Source organism: Streptosporangium sp. CA-135522 (genome assembly GCF_050949235.1).
Classification (GTDB): Bacteria; Actinomycetota; Actinomycetes; order Streptosporangiales; family Streptosporangiaceae; genus Streptosporangium.
This window is the reverse complement of the sequence record NZ_CP192026.1, coordinates 7581438-7598566: the sequence shown is the minus strand read 5'-3', so window position 1 is coordinate 7598566 and position 17129 is coordinate 7581438. Positions and strand designations below refer to the sequence as shown.

Below are 17129 nucleotides of genomic sequence, written 5' to 3'. Positions count from 1 at the left end.
GCGCGTACGGTCTGGCCGGCCGTACGCACGGCAGGTGCGGCAGCGGCCAGGCGACAACGATCACGGTCCGGTGCCCCGCCACCCGGGCGTGAGCGGGAAAGGCCGGGCATCCGAAGTGACCGCATCGCGCGGAGCCGAAGGAAGCGGAGCCGAAGGAAAAGGCGGCCGGACTGCTGTCCGGCCGCCTGGGGTTCCCGTACGGAAAGGTCGGTTCGAGCGAGGTCAGGACACCGCGGTGGCGTTGGGCGCGATGTCGTCCCGGAACCGGCCGGACGGATCGATCCGCGCGCGCACCCGGTCGACGACCCGTATCTGATCCGGGCTGAGATGTCCCTGCGGCTGCTCGAAGTCCTCCACGAAGGAGGGCGCGGTCCGCCCGGTGTCCCATGGTTTCATCGCGGCGCGCACCCTGTCGCAATGGCTCCTGAGCGCCTCCGCGGTGACCGGGCCCATCGGCACTCCCGACCCCGCGTAGGAGTAGCGCGCCTCGAGATGGTCGAGCGCGCCGCCCGCCGGGTCCGGTATCGCGTAGGCGCCCCCGAGCTGGCGCAGCCCGGCGACGACCAGCGGCGACCCGGATCCCTCGCCGGTCACGCGGAGGAACTCCGCGGCGCCGTCGTCGCCGATCTCGCCGAGCAGCATGTGGTCACCGATGACGGCGACGGGGTCACTGGGATCCATGTGCGCCTGCAGTACGGCCGAGGGCGCGGTCAGCTGCCAGGTGTCGAGCACCGGCTCGGCCACCGACCGCAGCGGCCCGAGCAGGTCCTCGGCGTGCTGCTGCGCGACCGTCACGTCCTGGGTCGTGCTGAGCACCGCGCCGTCCACCGACAGCACCGGGCCGGCGGCCAGCGCGGGCGGGACCCCCGGCACCGGCGGCAGGTTCATCACCCGCACCGACGTCGTCACCTCCCAGGGAGCGTCCAGGGTCCACCGCCGCCACGCCGACAGCAGCCGTTCGGCGTGCACGGCCGGCCAGAAGGCGGCTCCGGTGATGACCTTGGCCGCGGGGAACAGGTCGATCTCGACGGCGGTGACGACGCCGAAACCTCCGCCTCCGCCGCGCAGCGCCCAGAACAGCTCCGGGTCGGACGAGGCGTCCACCCGGCGCAGCTCGCCGTCCGCGGTGACCAGCTCGATCGCGCGCACGCCGTTGACGGCGAGTCCGACCGCGCGCCCGTAGAAGCTCAACCCGCCACGCAGCAGATATCCGACGGCCCCGACGGTCGGCGACGAACCGTGCGCGACGGTCAGTCCGTGGGGAGCCGCGGCCTCGACCACCGCGCCCCACCGGGTCCCCGCCGGAATGCGGGCCAGGCGGCGCTGCGCGTCGATCTCGACGCCGCCGCCCATCCGCGTGCGGATCAGTACGGCGTTGCGCATGGGGCGGGTCGCCGCCGAGGCGTGCCCGGTGGTGTGCACGCGTACCGCCAGCCCTTCGGCGTCGGCGTAGCGGATCGCGGCTCTGATCTCGTCGATGGTGTGCGCGGTCACCGCGGCCACCGGCTGCGCCGGCGCGGACAGGTTGAAGACCTGCGTCGCGGCCTCGTACGCCGGGTCCCCGGGTAGCGCGATGCTCGTTTCCCGCTCGCCGACCGTGGTCATGAGTGCCGTGCCTCCAGTTCAGTGGTCAATGCGACCGTGCCTTCGCGTCCGTCGTGCGGCCGGGTTCACGGGCGTTCGCCGCGTGAGGCCCGGACCGCCTCGCTCGTCACACCCGTTCGGCCGTGATGAAGACGAACGTGCCGGGGGTCGACTCCTCGCGCACCTTCAGCCCCGCCTCGGCCAGCCAGCCCTTGAGCTCGTCGAGGTCGAACAGCCGCAGCCCGTCCGCGTGCTGCGGCAGGCGGTGAGCCGCCTGGAAGTAGCGGGCGATCGGGTCGGAGGACATCCGGAAGGTCATGATCGTGAAGGTGCCGCCCGGCCGCAGGCACCGGCCCACCTCGGCGATCGCCGCGGCCGCGTGGTCGGGGAAGGCCTGCAGGGCGTTCCAGCAGAGCACCGCGCCCAGGGCGGCGTCGTCGAACGGCAGGGCGGTCGCGCTCGCCAGCACCGAGGGCACCTTCGGCAGCCGCCCGCGCAGCACGGTCAGCATGGCCGGGTTCACATCCAGCGCGATCACCCGCTCGGCGCCGACCGCCTCCGCGAGCACGGCCGTCCAGCCGCCCGCTCCGGCCGCGAGGTCGAGCACCGGCCCGTCCACCGGCCGCACGTGCTCGGCGATGTAGGCGTCCTCGTCGGCCCGGCTGACCTGGCCGCCCCAGTTGGAGCCGGACACCCGCAGGAAGGCCGGCCGGGCGATGGCCTCGTAGAACAGGCCCATGGTCGGTATCTCGGACAACTTCAGCAGGAAGTCGTCGTCGTCGGCGTAGTTGCCGGCGCCCGCGAAGAGGTTGAGGATGCCGCTGCCGATCGGGTAGGTCGTCGAGCATCCGGTGCACCGGACGCCGCTGTGCTGGAAGTCCAGCCTGCTGCGGCAGTTGGTGCACCGCAGCACGTCCGCGTGCCGGGTGAAGATGTCGATGGCGGGGTCGGGGGAGGGGGTCCGGACCGCGTCGCGGGCGGGGACCGTGGGGCTGCCGGCGGCCTCGGGGGTTCCGTTGCGCACCGCCCAGTAGGCGTTCCCGCCCGCGTGCCCGAGCACCGTGCGGGTGTCGTCCTCCCAGCTGTGCGTGATCTGCGCGGGGGTGAGCGTCTTGATCCACGCCTGGTCGAACTCGCGCTCGGCCTCGTCCAGCGTCCACACCGACGGGGACGGGAACACCCGGCCCAGCACCGGGCTCGCCGGATCCAGCCGCTGCAGGGCGCGGTCGAGCCTGCCCAGGTCGTCCGGGTCGATGTGCGCGTCCGCGGCCACGGCGAGGACGCGGTCGCGGTCGTCGGGGAAGTGCGCCAGCAGGTAGAAAAGGGCCAGCGACAGCGGCTGCCCCTTCGTGCTGCCGCTCGCCAGGTCCAGGTACAGGTCGATGCCCTGCCGGACCGCGGCCGTCACCTCGCCGTCGACGGCGGGATACTCCGCCTCGGCGAGCAGGCCCAGGAGGATGGCCAGATAGCCCTTGCGGTCGTCGTCGACCTGCCCCAGCCGTGCCACGAGGGCGGGCACCGCCGACAGGGCCAGATCCGTCAGGTCGCCGTCGTTCCACAGCGCGCCGACCAGTCGCCGGTACTCCGCGTCGAGCTCATCGGGTGTCGCGCCGGTGAAGGAGTCGATCAGTTCCGCGACGGTCGAATGGGCAGTGGAAACACTCATGTGCACGTCCTTTCGTGAAAGGTGATGGGGTAAGTCGGCCCGCACCCAGGTGCACGGCCAGACGGCCATTTCCGCAACCCAACTCACTCCAATTCGCATACGGCGAGACATCCGCCGGTAAAATCGTCACATCGGCGTCTCTCTGCGTCTTCTTCCAGCGTGCTGACCGGCCAGGATCCTTGCCGGCGGGCCTGCCCAGAATGCATGGAGGCCGTTCCCGGCCACCCCGGTTGAAAATCACCCGCCGCTCCACGCCGACGAATCGAGCAATCCGGAAGATGCATTCTCGGTAATCGGGGGATCACGATGGGGCAATAGTGGCAACTGGTCGGACGGCGCTCGGAGGAAGGAGCGACATGGCGAAGTTCGCGAACGTCGATGAGTATTTCGCGGCTCTGGCGGAGCCGCTGCGGGAGGTCGGAGAGAAGGTCCGGTCGGTCATCGACGGGGCGTTGCCGGGGGTGGAGGCGGCGCTGTGGCACGGGGATCCGACGTGGAGCCTGGGTGCCGCGCCGGGTAAGGCGCCGGTGGTGTTCGTCAAGGCGTCCGCGGCGTATCTGACGTTGGGACTGTGGCGGATTCAGGAGATCTCCGACCCGTCGGGGCGGATCCAGCCGATGAGCCGGCCCGGGATGGGGAGCGTCAAGCTCCGCAGCGTCGCCGACATCGATGTGGAGCTGTTCACCGACTGGCTGCGTCAGGCACGGGAACTGGAGCCGGCGAAGTAGAGCGGTCCGGGCTCGTTCCCTCCCGGCGGTCGCCCGCGGGCCATGAGCGCCCGCGGGCCACGGTCGTCGACGGGCCACGGTCGCCTGGCGCGCCGCCGTACGGGTGGGACGGAAATCGCCGAAAGCCGTACGGGCGGGACGGAAATCACGGAGAGCCGTACGGGTGGGATGAAATCGTGGAGAGCCGTACGGGCGAGACAGCAATCGCGGAGATGTGAGCGCGCCGTTCAGCGCGAATCATAGGCCTTAGGCAGTTCTTTTTCCCGCGGGCTCGACCGCCCGGAAAGCTCGGGTGAACAGGCGGCCACGGCGCGAGGGGAGGCCGGGAAATCACGAACGCGGCGAACTGCGTTCCGGATGATCTGCTCGGACGCGGTCCCTGAGCTGTCTGGCGTACGGCCGGCCTAACGCACTCCGGCGGAACCGCTTCGAGTCGTTGGCCGGCACGGTCCTCCCCGCCGCCGGCCGGTGGCCAGGTTCCTGCTGGTAAGGCTGGGTGCAGGTGAGCGATCGAAACGCCATACCCCAACCCCGACAAGCAGGAAGAGATCGAATGAACAGTAAAGTCGTCATTGACGTCTGGGTAGCCGATCTGACCTTTCCGGGCTATATGGACCGGCTGAGGAGACTGGGCGAAGAATTCGACGCGGCTCACCCTGAGTATCATGTCAACATTCGGGGTTGTGATTTCCGTACGCTTCCCCTGGAGATTTCCGAGGCTGCCGCACAGGGTTGTCCGCCGGCTATCGCCGAATGTTATTTCTATATCACCCAGGCGGCCCGGGACATCCGTAGGGCCGACGGCACGCCTCTGTTCACCTCGGTGGAGAAGGCGATCGGCGGTCGCAAGGAGATCCTCGGCGAGCCGGTCGTGATCGATGACATCATCCCGGCGGTGCGCGACTACTACACCTACGACGGCGATCTCACCTCCATGCCGTCGGTCGCCACGACGATGTTGCTCTACGCCAACGCGAACCTGCTCCGCGCGGCCGGCGTGTCCGATATGCCGCGCAACTGGGACGAAGTCGAGGCCGCGTGCAAGACCGTCGCCGAGCTTGCCGACGGTCCGTCCCACGGCATCACCTGGTCCAACCACGGGCTGTTCTTCCAGCAGGCGCTCGCCGTGCAGGGCGGCCTGCTGGTCGACAACGCCAACGGCCGCTCCGGCCGGGCCGAGAGCGTCGACCTGGTGTCGAAGGAGATGCTGGCCTGGGTGACGTGGTGGCGGCGGCTCCACCAGGACGGTCACTACCTCTACACCGGCAAGATCCCCGACTGGGAGGGCACCTTCAAGGCCTTCGCGACCCAGGAGGTGGCGTTCAGGATCACCTCGTCCAACGACCTCAACTACATGGTCCAGGCGGCCGAGAGCGGCGGCTTCGACATCGAGGTGAGCCGTTTCCCCGACAACGGCCGCGTCCCCTACGCCGGCAACGCGCTCGCGGGCACCTCCCTCTGGCTGGCCGACGGCCTCGACGAGGTCACCCGGGACGGCGCGCTGGCCTTCCTGCAGTACATGCACAACCCGCACAATGCCGCCGACCAGCACAAGTCCAACAGCTTCGTCCCGGTCACCAACGCGTCGTTCGATCTGCTGGAGAAGGAGGGCTGGTTCGACAGGCACCCCTATCACCGGGTGGCCAGCGACCAGCTCAAGACGTATCCGGCCCACCGGGCGGCCGAGGAGCAGGTCGACGCGGCGACGACCACGCCGCAGTCGTGGGGTGCGCTGTTCGGGGACTTCGCCGGAGTCCAGGACGTCATGACGCGGGCCATGGGAGATGTGCTCTCCCACGGCGCTGACCCGGTCGCCCGCTTCGCCGAGGCCACCGCCGAAGCCCAGCAACTGCTGGACGACTACCGGGCCGAGTGCCTCCGGACGGGCCCTCGCAGCCCCAACAGCCTGAGGGTGGAGTTCTTCCGGGACGCGGAGCCGTACTCCGGCGCCGACCTGGAGAACGTCGTTCAGCTCAATCGTTAGCGCGGCGCGCCCGGATTTCCCCGGCGCGCCGGAGGTGGGCCGCCGCCGTGACCCTCGTAACCTCGCGGAGATCGAGGGTCACGGCGGCGGCCGGGCCGGACGCCGGGGATCGCCTCGCCCGGCAGCGGTCGTGGCGGTCAGTGGTGGAAGATCTCGGCGAACCGCCGCAGCAGGGCCGGGTCTCCGGTGAGGCGAACGCCGCCGCCGGCGACCGCTTCGGCGAAGCCCGTCCCCACGGCCGGCAACGCCTGGGCCGGCGAGTCGGTCTCGATGACGAGGCCGGCGCCGGGCAGGGCTCCCTGCGCGACGTCGAGACGCCCGCCGCCGACGATCACGTGGATGACGATCTCACCGGCGCGCAGCTCGTAGCTCACGTCGGGGCCACCGGCGGCCTCGGGGTGGAAGGCCGAGCGCACCGCCGTGATCAGCGAGTCCACCGTGACGATGTCGTCCGGTCCGGGCTCGCCGAGTGTCCGCGACCCCCACCGGCTCAGGCGCAGGACGACCTCCTCCAGCTCGCCGCCGTATTCGGTGAGCTCGTACACGACGGAGCCCGCCGGACGGGGCAGGACGCGGCGGCGCACGACTTCGGCGTGCTCGAGCTCCTTGAGCCTGGCCGACAGCACGTTGGTCGGTATCCGCGCGAGCCCGTTGCGCAGGTCAGTGAAGCGCTTGGGGCCGACCAGGAGATCACGGACGATGAGCAGCGCCCAGCGCTCGCCGACGATCTCGAGGGCGCGTGCGAGCCCGCAGTGCTGCCCGTAGGTTCGTCTGGTCACGATCTTCATTCTATATCATGGTTGCTTCTGTAATGTTTACTTGCTTAGAACAAGTAATACTCGACTGACCTGGACGGACGCCGGGGCAGCCCCGCCTCATCCGGGGAGCCGGCCCTGCCGCCGCCGCCTCCGGCCCGCCACCGTGCGGGCAAAGACAGCAATCGAGGAGATGCGCGCGCACCACCCGGCGAGGCACGCTTTTGTCGCACGACCGACACGACCGATCCACCGAACCGAACATGCCGGGAACCCACGCGCGCAGGCGGCGGGCGCAGGCTGGCCGATCGTCATCGACCGCCATGCCCGAGTACGTGCCGCAGGCCTGAGGCGGGTTGAACGGCCGAGCGAGATGACGAAAGGAGTAGGAACGTGACTGTTGCGGATGTACCCAAGGCTGGGCGGCGGGAGTGGGTCGGGCTGGCGGTGCTTGCCCTGCCGACATTCCTCGTGGCCATCGACATTTTCGTGCTGCTGCTGGCCCTGCCGCACCTGAGCGCGGACCTGAAGGCGGACAGCACCCAGCAGCTGTGGGTCATGGACATCTACGGGTTCATGCTCGCGGGCTTCCTGGTCACGATGGGCACCCTGGGCGACCGGATCGGCCGCCGCAAGCTGCTGCTGATCGGCGCGACCGCATTCGGCATCGCCTCGGTGCTGACCGCCTACGCCACCAGCCCTGGGATGCTGATCGCCGCCCGCGCGGTGCTGGGCATCGCCGGAGCGACGCTGATGCCCTCGACCCTGGCGCTGATCACCAACATGTTCCAGGACGCCAAGCAGCGGGCCACCGCCTTCGGCCTGTGGGGAGGGACCTTCACCCTCGGCGCGATCGTCGGCCCGATCATCGGCGGCGTGCTGCTGGAGAACTTCTGGTGGGGAGCGGTGTTCCTGCTGGCCGCGCCGCTGATGGTGCTGCTGCTCATCCTGGGCCCGATCGTGCTGCCCGAGTATCGCAACAGCAACGCCGGACGGATCGACCCGGCCAGCGTCGTGCTGTCCCTGGCCACCATGCTGCCGATCATCTGGGGCATCAAGGAGCTGGCCCGCAACGGCTGGCACCCGCTGCCCATCGTGGCCGTCCTGGTCGGCATCGTCGCCGCCCTGGCGTTCGGCCGCCGGCAGCGCACGCTGCGCGACCCGCTGCTGGACCTGGGCCTGTTCGGCAACCGCTCCTTCAGCACCGCCCTGACCAGCCAGCTGTGCTACAGCGTGGTCGGCGGCGGGACCATGCTGTTCATGATGCTGTACTTCCAGGTGGTCGGCGGGATGTCCACGCTGCAGGCCGGCCTGGCGATGCTGCCAGGAATGGCCGCGGCCACCGCGGGCTTCATGGTGGCGCCGATGCTCGCGAGCAAGTTCCGTCCCGCCTACGTCATCTCCGCCGGCATGGCCGGTACGGCGATCGTCCTGGCGGCCTTCACCCAGGTCGGCGCGACCTCCGGGACCGCGATCCTGATCGTCGGCTTCGCCTTCTTCTCCTTCTGCGGCGCTCCGCTGGTGGCCCTGGGCACCAACATAGTCGTCGGGTCCGCTCCGCCGGAGAAGGCCGGATCCGCCGGTTCACTGGCGCAGATGAGCAACGAGTTCGGCGGCACCCTGGGCGGCGCCCTGCTGGGCACGATCGGCTTCGCCCTGTACCGCAGCCACGTCGCCGACACCATCCCCGCCAACATCCCGGCCGACGCGGCCGCGGCCGCCCGCGACAGCATCGCCGGAGCCGCGGCGGCGGCCGGCAAGCTTCCCGAGCAGCTCGGCGCGGCGCTGCTCGCCCCGGCCAACCAGGCCTTCGCCGGCGCGCTGAACACCGTGACCGCGATCGGCGCCGTGCTCCTGGCGGGCGTCGCCGTCCTCATCGCGACCATGCTCAGGCACGTGCCCCCCATCGGTCAGGCCGAGCCGGCCGCCGACGGTGGGTCCGAGCAGGTCTCCGACGGCGCGGAGGCGGCCGCCCCCGTGGCGGCCTCGACCCCGTCGGCGTAACGCCGGCAAGGCAAGAGCCCGGGACCGGTCCGGCCGCCGGCCCCGAGTGACGAAGTCGTCCTGACCTGGTCAGGACGACTTCGTCGCCTTGCGGCCCGGTTCGGGGACGACTTCATCAACGGTGACGACGGGAGAACGTGGTGGCAGACGAGGACGGGACACGCGCCAAGCTGTGGGCCATGGCCCATCTCGGGACCCCGATGGCGGTGCGCGTGGCGGCGACGCTGCGGATCGCCGACCACATCGCGGCCGGGACACGCACCGCACCGGAGCTGGCCGAGGCGGTGGGCGCCGACGCCGACGCGCTCGACCGCCTGTTGCGCTATCTCACGCCCAGGGGGGTACTGAGCCGCGACGGGTCGGGCCGATACGGGCTGACCGCCCTGGGTGAACTGCTGCGTGACGACCACCCCGCCGGCATGCGCGCCGGGCTCGACATCGAGGGCGTCGGCCGCGCCGATCTGGCCTTCGTCCACCTGCTGCACAGCGTGCGCACCGGCGAGGCCGCCTTCCCGCTGCAGTTCGGCCGTTCCTTCTGGGAGGATCTGGCGGCGGACCCCGCGCGGACGGTGGCCTTCAACACCTACATGGGCGTCGACGTCCCGGCGCGCTCGCGCGCCGTCATCTCGGGTTACGACTGGGGATCGCTGGGACACGTGGTGGACGTCGGCGGCGGGGACGGCTCGCTGCTGATCGCGCTGCTGACCGAGCACCCCGCCCTGCGGGGCACCGTCCTGGACCTGCCGGACACCGCCGAGGCCGCGTGGAAGGCGCTGACCGAGGCCGGGCTGGCCGACCGGAGCGACGTGGTGGCCGGCAGTTTCTTCGATCCACTGCCGCCGGGCGCCGGAGGCTACCTGCTGTCGCTGGTCATCCACGACTGGGACGACGACTCGGCGCGCGCGATCCTGCGGCGCTGCGCGGAGGCGGCGGGCAGCGGCGGCACCGTCTTCGTCGTGGAGAAGATCGGCGCCGACGGCGAGTCGCCGCACACCGGGATGGACCTGCGAATGCTGGTCCTGTACGGAGGCAAGGAGCGCGGCGCCGCCGAGCTCACCGCGCTGGCCGCGGACTGCGGGCTGAGCGTGGCGGCCGTGCATCCCGCCGGGGACCTGTCGATCGTCGAACTCACCGTCGCCTAGCGACGCGCGCACGCGGCGGGCCCGCCGCGTAACGGGCCGGCGTCACGTCCATGGACGCGCCCTTCGTGGCATCCGCGTCCATGGACGTCGCCATGTGCGGCACCCACGTCCATGCACGCGCCCTTGGCGGCACTCGCGCCCGTGGACGTCGCCATGTGCGGCACCCGCGCCCGCGAGGGGGCGTGCCTCACGGCGTCCAGGGCCGTGAACGTGACCATGCCCGGCAGCTCGCCAGATCATGGCGATCGTCGCCTCCACCGCGGGAAGACCACACCGCAATTCGGGAGATGCACCTCAGAGTGCGCAAATGTGACGCTGGTCGCATGGCTGGTTCGAGGGCACGACCGTACTGATCGCCGGAGGTGGCAAGCGGCATGGGTCTGGTCACCGTACGGCGGCTGGTCCGCCGCGGAGCGGACGCGGTGCTCCCGCGGCGCGGCGGCGTTCGGCTCGCGGTGACACCGGTGGACTCCGATTCCCGGAGATCCGGATGTCGCCGGCGTTCCTCTCGGACGGCCATCTCGCTCTCCGGTCCACCTGATCGTCGCGGTTCCCGCCGGCGTCGCCGTGCGCCGGACACGTGGTGATCCGAACCGGTGGGCCGCGCGGTGCCGCCGTCACCATTCGCGCCGTCGGGCTTCAGGGAATGAACGGATTGGAGTACGTGATGGGTTCCTCTTCCATCCAGGGGCGTTTCGCCGAGCAGGTCAGCCGGACGCCGGATGCGGTGGCGGTGTCCTCAGGCGACGTCCGGCTGACCTACCGGGAGCTGGACGAGCGGGCGAACCGGCTCGCGCACCGGCTGCTGGGCCTGGGCGTGCGTCCGGAGAGTCCGGTGGCGGTGCTGATGGAGCGTTCCGTCGAGGTGGTGGTGGCGATCCTGGGGATCGTCAAGGCCGGCGCGTTCTACATGCCGCTGCACAGCGCCTACCCCCTGGAGCGCATGCAGTGGATCGTGGACCACACCGCGTCCCCGGTGCTGCTGGCCGACGAGGTCATGCGGGGACGCGGTCTTCCCTCGTGCGAGCAGGTCGTCATCGTCGACACCGACCGGGAGATCGCGACGTCACCGGCATCCGATCCGGGAGTGACGGTCCACCCCCGCCAGCTCGCGTACGTGATTCACACCTCCGGCTCGACGGGACATCCGAAGGGCGTCGCGGTCACGCACCGGGACGTGCTCGGCCTGGCGCTCGACGGATGCTGGGACACCGGTCGTCACGAGCGGGTGCTGATGGTGGCCCCGTACGCCTTCAACGTCTCCACCTACGAACTGTGGGTGCCGTTGCTGCACGGCGGGCAGATCGTCGTGGCGCCGCCCGGAGACCTGGACGTCGGCGTCCTGCAGCGCCTGATCGGTGACAACGAGATCACGGGCATTCACCTGACCGCGGGGCTGTTCCGGGTGCTTGCCGAGGAGGCGCCGCGGGCCCTCGTCGGTGTGCGCGAGGTGCTGACCGGTGGCGACGTGATCGCGCCGACGGCGGTGCAGCGGGTGCTGGCGGCGTCCCCGGAGACGGTGGTCCGGGCCATGTACGGTGCCACCGAGGTGACGCTGTTCTCCACGCACTCGCCGATGACGGCTCCGTACGAGCCCGGCACGAGCGTGCCGATCGGCGGCCCGATGGACGACATCCGGCTCCACATCCTCGACGACCGGCTCAACCCGGTCTCCGACGGCGTGGTGGGCGAGCTGTACATCGCCGGCCGCGGCCTGGCGCGGGGCTACTACGGCCGCGCGGACCTGACGGCCGAGCGCTTCGTCGCCGACCCCTTCGGCGCTCCGGGCGAGCGGATGTACCGCACCGGCGACCTCATGCGCAGAAACGACGACGGCCTGCTCGAATTCATCGGGCGCGCGAACGACCAGGTGAAGATCCGGGGCTTCCGGGTGGAACTCGGGGAGATCGAGGTCGTCCTGGCGAAGTATCCGGGGCTGGCCCACGTCGCCGTGGTCGCCCGGGAGAACGAGTCCGGTGAGAAGAGGCTCGCCGCCTACGTCGTGCCCGAGTCCGGCGACCTCGACGTCGCCGCCCTGCGCGCCCACGCCACGGAGTCGCTGCCGGAGTACATGGTGCCGACGGCGTTCGTCGCGATGGACGCCCTGCCGCTGACGCCCAACGGAAAGCTGGATCGCCGGGCGCTGCCGGAGCCCGAGTTCGTCGAGGGCGCGGCGGCCTACCGGGCTCCCCGGGACGCCAGGCAAGAGGTCCTGTGTTCCCTGTTCGCCGAGGTGCTCGGCGTGGAGCGGGTGGGCATCGACGACAGCTTCTTCGACCTCGACGGGCAGTCGTTGCTGGCGATGCGGCTGACCAGCCGCATCAGAGCGGTGATGGGCGTGGAGCTGACGGTCGGCGACCTGTTCAACTCCCCCACGGTGGCGGGTCTGGCCAGGCAGCTGGAGGCCGGCGCCAAATAGGCGCCGCGCACACGCGAGACGGAGACCGGAAAGAGGTCCGAGATGACGAATCCTTTTGACGTCCAGGACGGCACGTACTCCGTGCTGGTCAACGAAGAGGGACAGCACTCCCTGTGGCCGGACTTCGCCGGGGTCCCGGCCGGATGGACCGTCGTGTACGGCCCGGCCGCCCGGGAGGCCTGCGTCGACTACGTGAACGCGCACTGGACCGACCTGCGGCCGCGCAGTCTCGCCGAGCACGTGGCCGCTTCCGCCTGAGCCCGTCCGGCGCCCGTTCGGGCCGACTCGCCGGGTCCTCGTTTGTACGGCACGCCAATTGGACGACTAACGGAGATGTTTTCTATGGCCTCGTCAGGAACACGGATCTTCGACGGCATGCTCGTCGACCACGTTGAGTTCTACGTCAACGACATCGCGGCGAAAGCGGACTGGTTCGTCAACAGCTTCGGCTTCACGGTGTACGCGGCCACGGACGCGTCCGACAGGACGGCGGAGGTCCACTCGGTGGGACTGGGCAAGAACCAGATCCGGCTCGTGCTGACCGAGCCCCAGGTGGCCGACCACCCGAGCGCCGTCTACGTGGACAGGCACGGCGACGGCGTGGCCAATCTCGGGTTGCGGGTGGCGGACGCCGCCGCCGCGTTCGACGAGGCCGTACGGCGTGGAGCCCGCCCGCTGTCCCCGCCGGTCCGGCACGGTGATGTGGTGACCGCCGCGGTCATGGGCTTCGGCGATGTGGCGCACACCTTCGTGCAGCGCGCCGTCGGCACCGACGAGCGGACGCTTCCCGGGCTGCGGCCGGTGCCCGTCGCGGACCCCGGCCCGGACAACGGCCTGGGCGAGGTGGACCATTTCGCGGTGTGCGTGGAGTCCGGCCAGATCGACTCGACGGTGGAGTTCTACCGGCGGGTCCTCGACTTCGAGTTGATCTTCACCGAGCACATCGTCATCGGCTCGCAGGCGATGACCACCAAGGTGGTGCAGAGCGAGTCCGGCGCGGTGACGCTGACCCTGATCGAGCCGGACGTGTCGCAGGTGCCCGGCCACATCGACGAGTTCCTGGAGCACCACGGCGGCGCCGGCGTGCAGCACATGGCGTTCACGACCGGCAACATCGTGGAGGCGGTGGACGCGATCGGCGCCAGGGGGGTGGAGTTCCTCAGCACTCCGGACGCCTACTACAGCCTCCTTCCGCAGCGGGTGGAGCTGGGCCGCTACTCCGTCGACGCGTTGCAGCGGCTCAACATCCTCGTGGACGAGGACCACGACGGGCAGCTCTACCAGATCTTCGCCAAGTCGGTTCACTCGCGTAACACGTTCTTCCTGGAGCTCATCGAGCGGCTGGGGGCGCGGTCCTTCGGCAGCGGCAACATGGCGGCGCTGTACCAGGCCGTGGAGCTTCAGCGGAGCAGGGAAGAGATCCACTGATCCGTCGGCCGACACGGCGACGACACAGCAATCTGGGAGAAGCGGGTGTCGGGAGCCGATTGATACGGTCCGTATCTGGAGGAATCAGAGCGTCAACGCTTCGCGGCCGGCCGGATCGCCCGCTGTACGGGTGATCCGGCCGGCCGCGAAGCCGTATGCGGACGCGGGCGCGCGGGGGTCGTCCGATCCGTCGCGTGCCGGCGGCTCGACCCCGCGGGTCGTGTGCCGCTCCGCCACGGATCGCACCGGGGGCGGACTTCCCTGCCGGCGGGACGACCTGCCGGCCGAGGTTTCGCGACGGTCCGTGAGGCCGCGCACGGCGGGCCGGACGGCTCGCCATGGGAGCGGTGTATCGGGATCCGGAATCACCCACCGACAGTTTCGATTTCCTTGACAAAATAGATTGTCGGTGAGAGTCTGAGGATATGTTCGAAGTGGCGGTGATCGAGGACCCGGCGGCGGCCGAGGTCTCGCTGGACCCGGTCCGGGCCCGGCTGCTGGCCGAGCTGGTCGAGCCCGCTTCGGCGACGATGCTGGCCGCGAAGGTCGGCCTGCCGCGGCAGAAGGTGAACTATCACCTCAAGGCGCTGGAACGGCACGGCCTGGTCGAGCTGGTCGAGGAGCGGCGCAAGGGCAACGTCACCGAGCGGGTGATGCGGGCCACCGCGGAGTCGTTCGTGATCTCGCCGGTCGTGCTGGCCGCCGTGCAGCCCGATCCGGCCCGCTCGCCGGACCAGCTGTCGGCGCGCTGGCTGCTGGCCCTGTCCGCGCAGCTCGTACGGGACGTGGGCGCGCTCATGACGGCCGCGGACGAAGCCCGTAAACGCCTGGCGACGTTCGCGATCGACGGCGAGGTGCGGTTCGCCTCGGCGGCCGACCGCGCCGCCTTCGCCGAGGAGCTGGCCGAGGCGGTCACCGGGCTGGTCGCCAAATACCACGACGAGACAGCCGAGGGCGGACGTGACCATCGTGTGATCGTCGCCGTACATCCGAGCGTCGCCTCCAAGGCCGCTCCCAACGACGCGAAGGACTTCTGAGGTGCCGCACGACTACGAGCTCCACATGGAGGTCACGCTCGACGCAACCCCCGAGCAGGTGTGGGAGGCGATCGCCACGGGCCCGGGAGTCGACTCCTGGTTCATGGGACGCAGCCAGATCGAGCCTCGCGAGGGCGGCAGCGTGCGGACCCTCCTGGGCGGCTTCGTCCAGGAGTCCGAGGTGACCGCGTGGGAGCCGAACAAACGCTTCGGATACCGCAGCGGCGCGGGAGACGACGGATCGTTCCTCGCGCTCGAGTGGCTCATCGAAGGACGCGACGGAGGCAGCACCGTGCTGCGCTCGGTCGGCAGCGGCTTCATCGGCAGCGACGACTGGGAGGGAGAGTACGACTCGCTGAAGCAGGGCGGAGCGTTCTACTTCCACAATCTCATCCAATACCTCACCCACTTCGCCGGCAGGACCGCGACGCCCATCTCCACCGCACACCCCCGGGCAGGGGACGCCGAGCACGTGATGGCGGTGCTCAGGGGCGGTCTCGGCCTGGCCGGCGAGGTCAAGGACGGCGATCCGGTACGGCTCGCCCCCGGTGGGCTCGCGCCGGTGGACGGCGTCATGGACTCACCGGTGGACGGCGTCGTGGACTACGCCACCCCGCAGTTCCTGGGCGTGCGCACGAGCGACGGACTGTACCGGTTCTTCCACAGCAGGGGTGGCGCGGCGGTCGTGGAGCTGCACCTCTTCTCCGACGTGGACGCCAGGGAGGTCGAGGGTTCCTGGCAGTCCTGGCTCACCCACTCGTTCGCCTGATCCCCCGGCGGGGAAGGCGTCCCGCCGCCGTCACGGCGGGCGGGACGCACCGGGGACACGGCGAACGAGCGGACACCCGTAACCAACCAGATTCCAAGGAGATGTCATGAGAAAGATCATCGCGGGATTCTTCATGTCGCTGGACGGCGTCGTGGAGGCGCCGCAGAACTGGCACTTCCCCTACTTCAACGAGGAGATGGGCGAGGCCGTGGGCGCCCAGACCTCCGAGGCCGACGCGATGCTGCTGGGCCGGCAGACCTACGAGGAGTTCGCCGCCCACTGGGCCGACAAGGGCAGTGACGTGCCGTTCGCCGACCAGATCAACAACACGCCCAAGTACGTCGTCTCCACCACCATGGAGAAGGCGCAGTGGCGCAACTCGACGCTGATCCGCGACAACGTCGCCGAGGAGCTCACCAAGCTGAAGCAGCAGCCAGGCAAGAGCATCCTGGTCAACGGCAGCGCCACCCTCGTCCGGTCGCTGCTGCGCGACGACCTCCTCGACGAGCTCCGGCTGCTGATCCACCCGATCATCGTGGGCAGCGGTCAGCGCCTGTTCGCCGACGGCGCCGAGCAGAAGGGTCTCAAGCTCGTCGAGTCGAAGACCTTCAGCACCGGCGTCCTCAACCTCATCTACCACCCGGCCTGAGCCCGGCCCGTCAACCGAAGGGAAGATCGACATGGCGAAGTTCGCGAACGTAGACGAATACCTCGCGGCTCTGGCGGAGCCGCTGCGGGAGGTCGGCCAGAAGGTCCGGTCGGTCATCGACGGGGCGTTGCCGGGGGTGGAGGCGGCGCTGTGGCACGGGGATCCGACATGGAGCCTGGGTGCCGCGCCGGGTAAGGCGCCGGTGGTGTTCGTCAAGGCCTATCCGGCGTACCTGACGTTGGGACTGTGGCGGGGCCAGGAGATCTCCGACCCGTCGGGGCGGATCCAGCCGATGAGCCGGCCCGGGATGGGGAGCGTCAAGCTCCGCAGCGTCGCCGACATCGATGTGGAGCTGTTCACCGACTGGCTGCGTCAGGCACGGGAACTGGAATCGGCGGAGTCGGCCAAGTAGCGCCGATCCGCTGGTCGTCCCGCGGGCGCGGCTGGGACGACCGGAAGACCGGCGACTGGAAAGACGGCTGAAAGACGGCTGGAAAGACATCGGCCGGAAAGACATATGACGGCCCGGTGGCCTCAACCCGACGATCACGATGTCGTGGGTGGGGCCACCGGGCCGTTGCGTTGCGGGCGTCCGTCCGTCCGCGGTCGCGGGCGCCTGTCCACAGAGGTCGGCCCACGGCTGTGACGCGGACGTGACGCAGAGCCTGCCCCGCCGCTCATCACCCGTGTCCGGCCGTCGAGGCGGTCGCACCGCCGTACGGCGCAGAATCCCCCCTCACGCTCGTCCCCCCTTGTGGTGACGAACTCCTCGACGCCGGTCGACGCCGGCCCAGGCCTCGCCGGGAGACGACGCGAACGGAGACGGTGCGGACAGGAACGGTGCGGACAGGAACGGTGCGGACAGGAACGGTGCGGACAGGAACGGTGCGGACAGGGACGGCGCGAACAGGGACGATGACCTGAAAAGGCACGGCGCCCGCGGTTCATGAGGGGGGGAACTCAA

General features: G+C 70.2%; 14 protein-coding genes. 11 read left to right on the top strand and 3 right to left on the bottom strand.

The features are described 5' to 3' along the window. Positions 1 to 222: 222 nt before the first annotated feature. Positions 223 to 1605 carry an FAD-binding oxidoreductase gene (locus tag ACQPYK_RS35965; protein WP_433241284.1) on the bottom strand — a complete coding sequence of 461 codons (1383 nt, stop codon included), beginning with the start codon at positions 1603 to 1605 and terminating at the stop codon, positions 223 to 225. Between the two features lie 106 nt (positions 1606 to 1711). Further along, positions 1712 to 3250, bottom strand: coding sequence for a class I SAM-dependent methyltransferase (locus ACQPYK_RS35960; RefSeq protein WP_433241281.1), 1539 nt, complete (start codon positions 3248 to 3250; stop codon positions 1712 to 1714). A 356-nt stretch (positions 3251 to 3606) separates the two neighbouring features. Here ACQPYK_RS35960 and ACQPYK_RS35955 point away from each other — a divergent pair, with 356 nt between their 5' ends. Continuing rightward, positions 3607 to 3978 carry a DUF1801 domain-containing protein gene (locus tag ACQPYK_RS35955; RefSeq protein WP_433241278.1) on the top strand — a complete coding sequence of 124 codons (372 nt, stop codon included), beginning with the start codon at positions 3607 to 3609 and terminating at the stop codon, positions 3976 to 3978. 553 nt (positions 3979 to 4531) lie between these two features. Further along, on the top strand, positions 4532 to 5962 hold the full coding sequence (locus ACQPYK_RS35950) for an extracellular solute-binding protein (RefSeq protein ID WP_433241275.1): 1431 nt from the start codon (positions 4532 to 4534) through the stop codon (positions 5960 to 5962). Between the two features lie 137 nt (positions 5963 to 6099). Here the strand turns inward: ACQPYK_RS35950 and ACQPYK_RS35945 are convergent, their stop codons facing one another. Further along, the gene (locus tag ACQPYK_RS35945; RefSeq protein WP_433241272.1) at positions 6100 to 6741 is read right to left on the bottom strand and encodes a winged helix-turn-helix transcriptional regulator; all 642 of its coding nucleotides are present in this window, start codon (positions 6739 to 6741) and stop codon (positions 6100 to 6102) included. A gap of 369 nt (positions 6742 to 7110) precedes the next feature. On the opposite strand from ACQPYK_RS35945, the gene ACQPYK_RS35940 reads away from it, so the two are divergent. From ACQPYK_RS35940 to ACQPYK_RS35900, 9 genes are all read left to right on the top strand, one after another. Then, positions 7111 to 8721, top strand: coding sequence for an MFS transporter (locus tag ACQPYK_RS35940; protein ID WP_433241269.1), 1611 nt, complete (start codon positions 7111 to 7113; stop codon positions 8719 to 8721). A 137-nt stretch (positions 8722 to 8858) separates the two neighbouring features. Continuing rightward, positions 8859 to 9863: a methyltransferase gene (locus ACQPYK_RS35935; RefSeq protein WP_433241266.1), complete on the top strand. Its 1005-nt coding sequence runs from the start codon at positions 8859 to 8861 to the stop codon at positions 9861 to 9863. 667 nt (positions 9864 to 10530) lie between these two features. Further along, positions 10531 to 12282 (top strand): non-ribosomal peptide synthetase, encoded by a 1752-nt coding sequence (locus ACQPYK_RS35930; RefSeq protein ID WP_433241263.1) that lies wholly within the window; start codon positions 10531 to 10533, stop codon positions 12280 to 12282. A 42-nt stretch (positions 12283 to 12324) separates the two neighbouring features. After that, the gene (locus ACQPYK_RS35925) at positions 12325 to 12540 is read left to right on the top strand and encodes an MbtH family protein (protein ID WP_433241260.1); all 216 of its coding nucleotides are present in this window, start codon (positions 12325 to 12327) and stop codon (positions 12538 to 12540) included. A gap of 84 nt (positions 12541 to 12624) precedes the next feature. Beyond that, complete coding sequence (gene hppD / locus ACQPYK_RS35920) at positions 12625 to 13710, top strand: 4-hydroxyphenylpyruvate dioxygenase (protein WP_433241257.1); 1086 nt, start codon at positions 12625 to 12627, stop codon at positions 13708 to 13710. Positions 13711 to 14135: 425 nt separating this feature from the next. Continuing rightward, the gene (locus ACQPYK_RS35915; RefSeq protein ID WP_433241254.1) at positions 14136 to 14747 is read left to right on the top strand and encodes an ArsR/SmtB family transcription factor; all 612 of its coding nucleotides are present in this window, start codon (positions 14136 to 14138) and stop codon (positions 14745 to 14747) included. A gap of 1 nt (position 14748) precedes the next feature. Further along, entirely contained in the window at positions 14749 to 15516 is a 768-nt protein-coding gene (locus tag ACQPYK_RS35910) for an SRPBCC family protein (RefSeq protein WP_433241251.1), read from the top strand. Between the two features lie 106 nt (positions 15517 to 15622). Then, positions 15623 to 16165 (top strand): dihydrofolate reductase family protein, encoded by a 543-nt coding sequence (locus ACQPYK_RS35905; protein WP_433241248.1) that lies wholly within the window; start codon positions 15623 to 15625, stop codon positions 16163 to 16165. A gap of 31 nt (positions 16166 to 16196) precedes the next feature. Beyond that, positions 16197 to 16577, top strand: a complete 381-nt coding sequence (locus ACQPYK_RS35900) for a DUF1801 domain-containing protein (protein ID WP_433241245.1) — start codon at positions 16197 to 16199, stop codon at positions 16575 to 16577. Positions 16578 to 17129 lie beyond the last annotated feature (552 nt).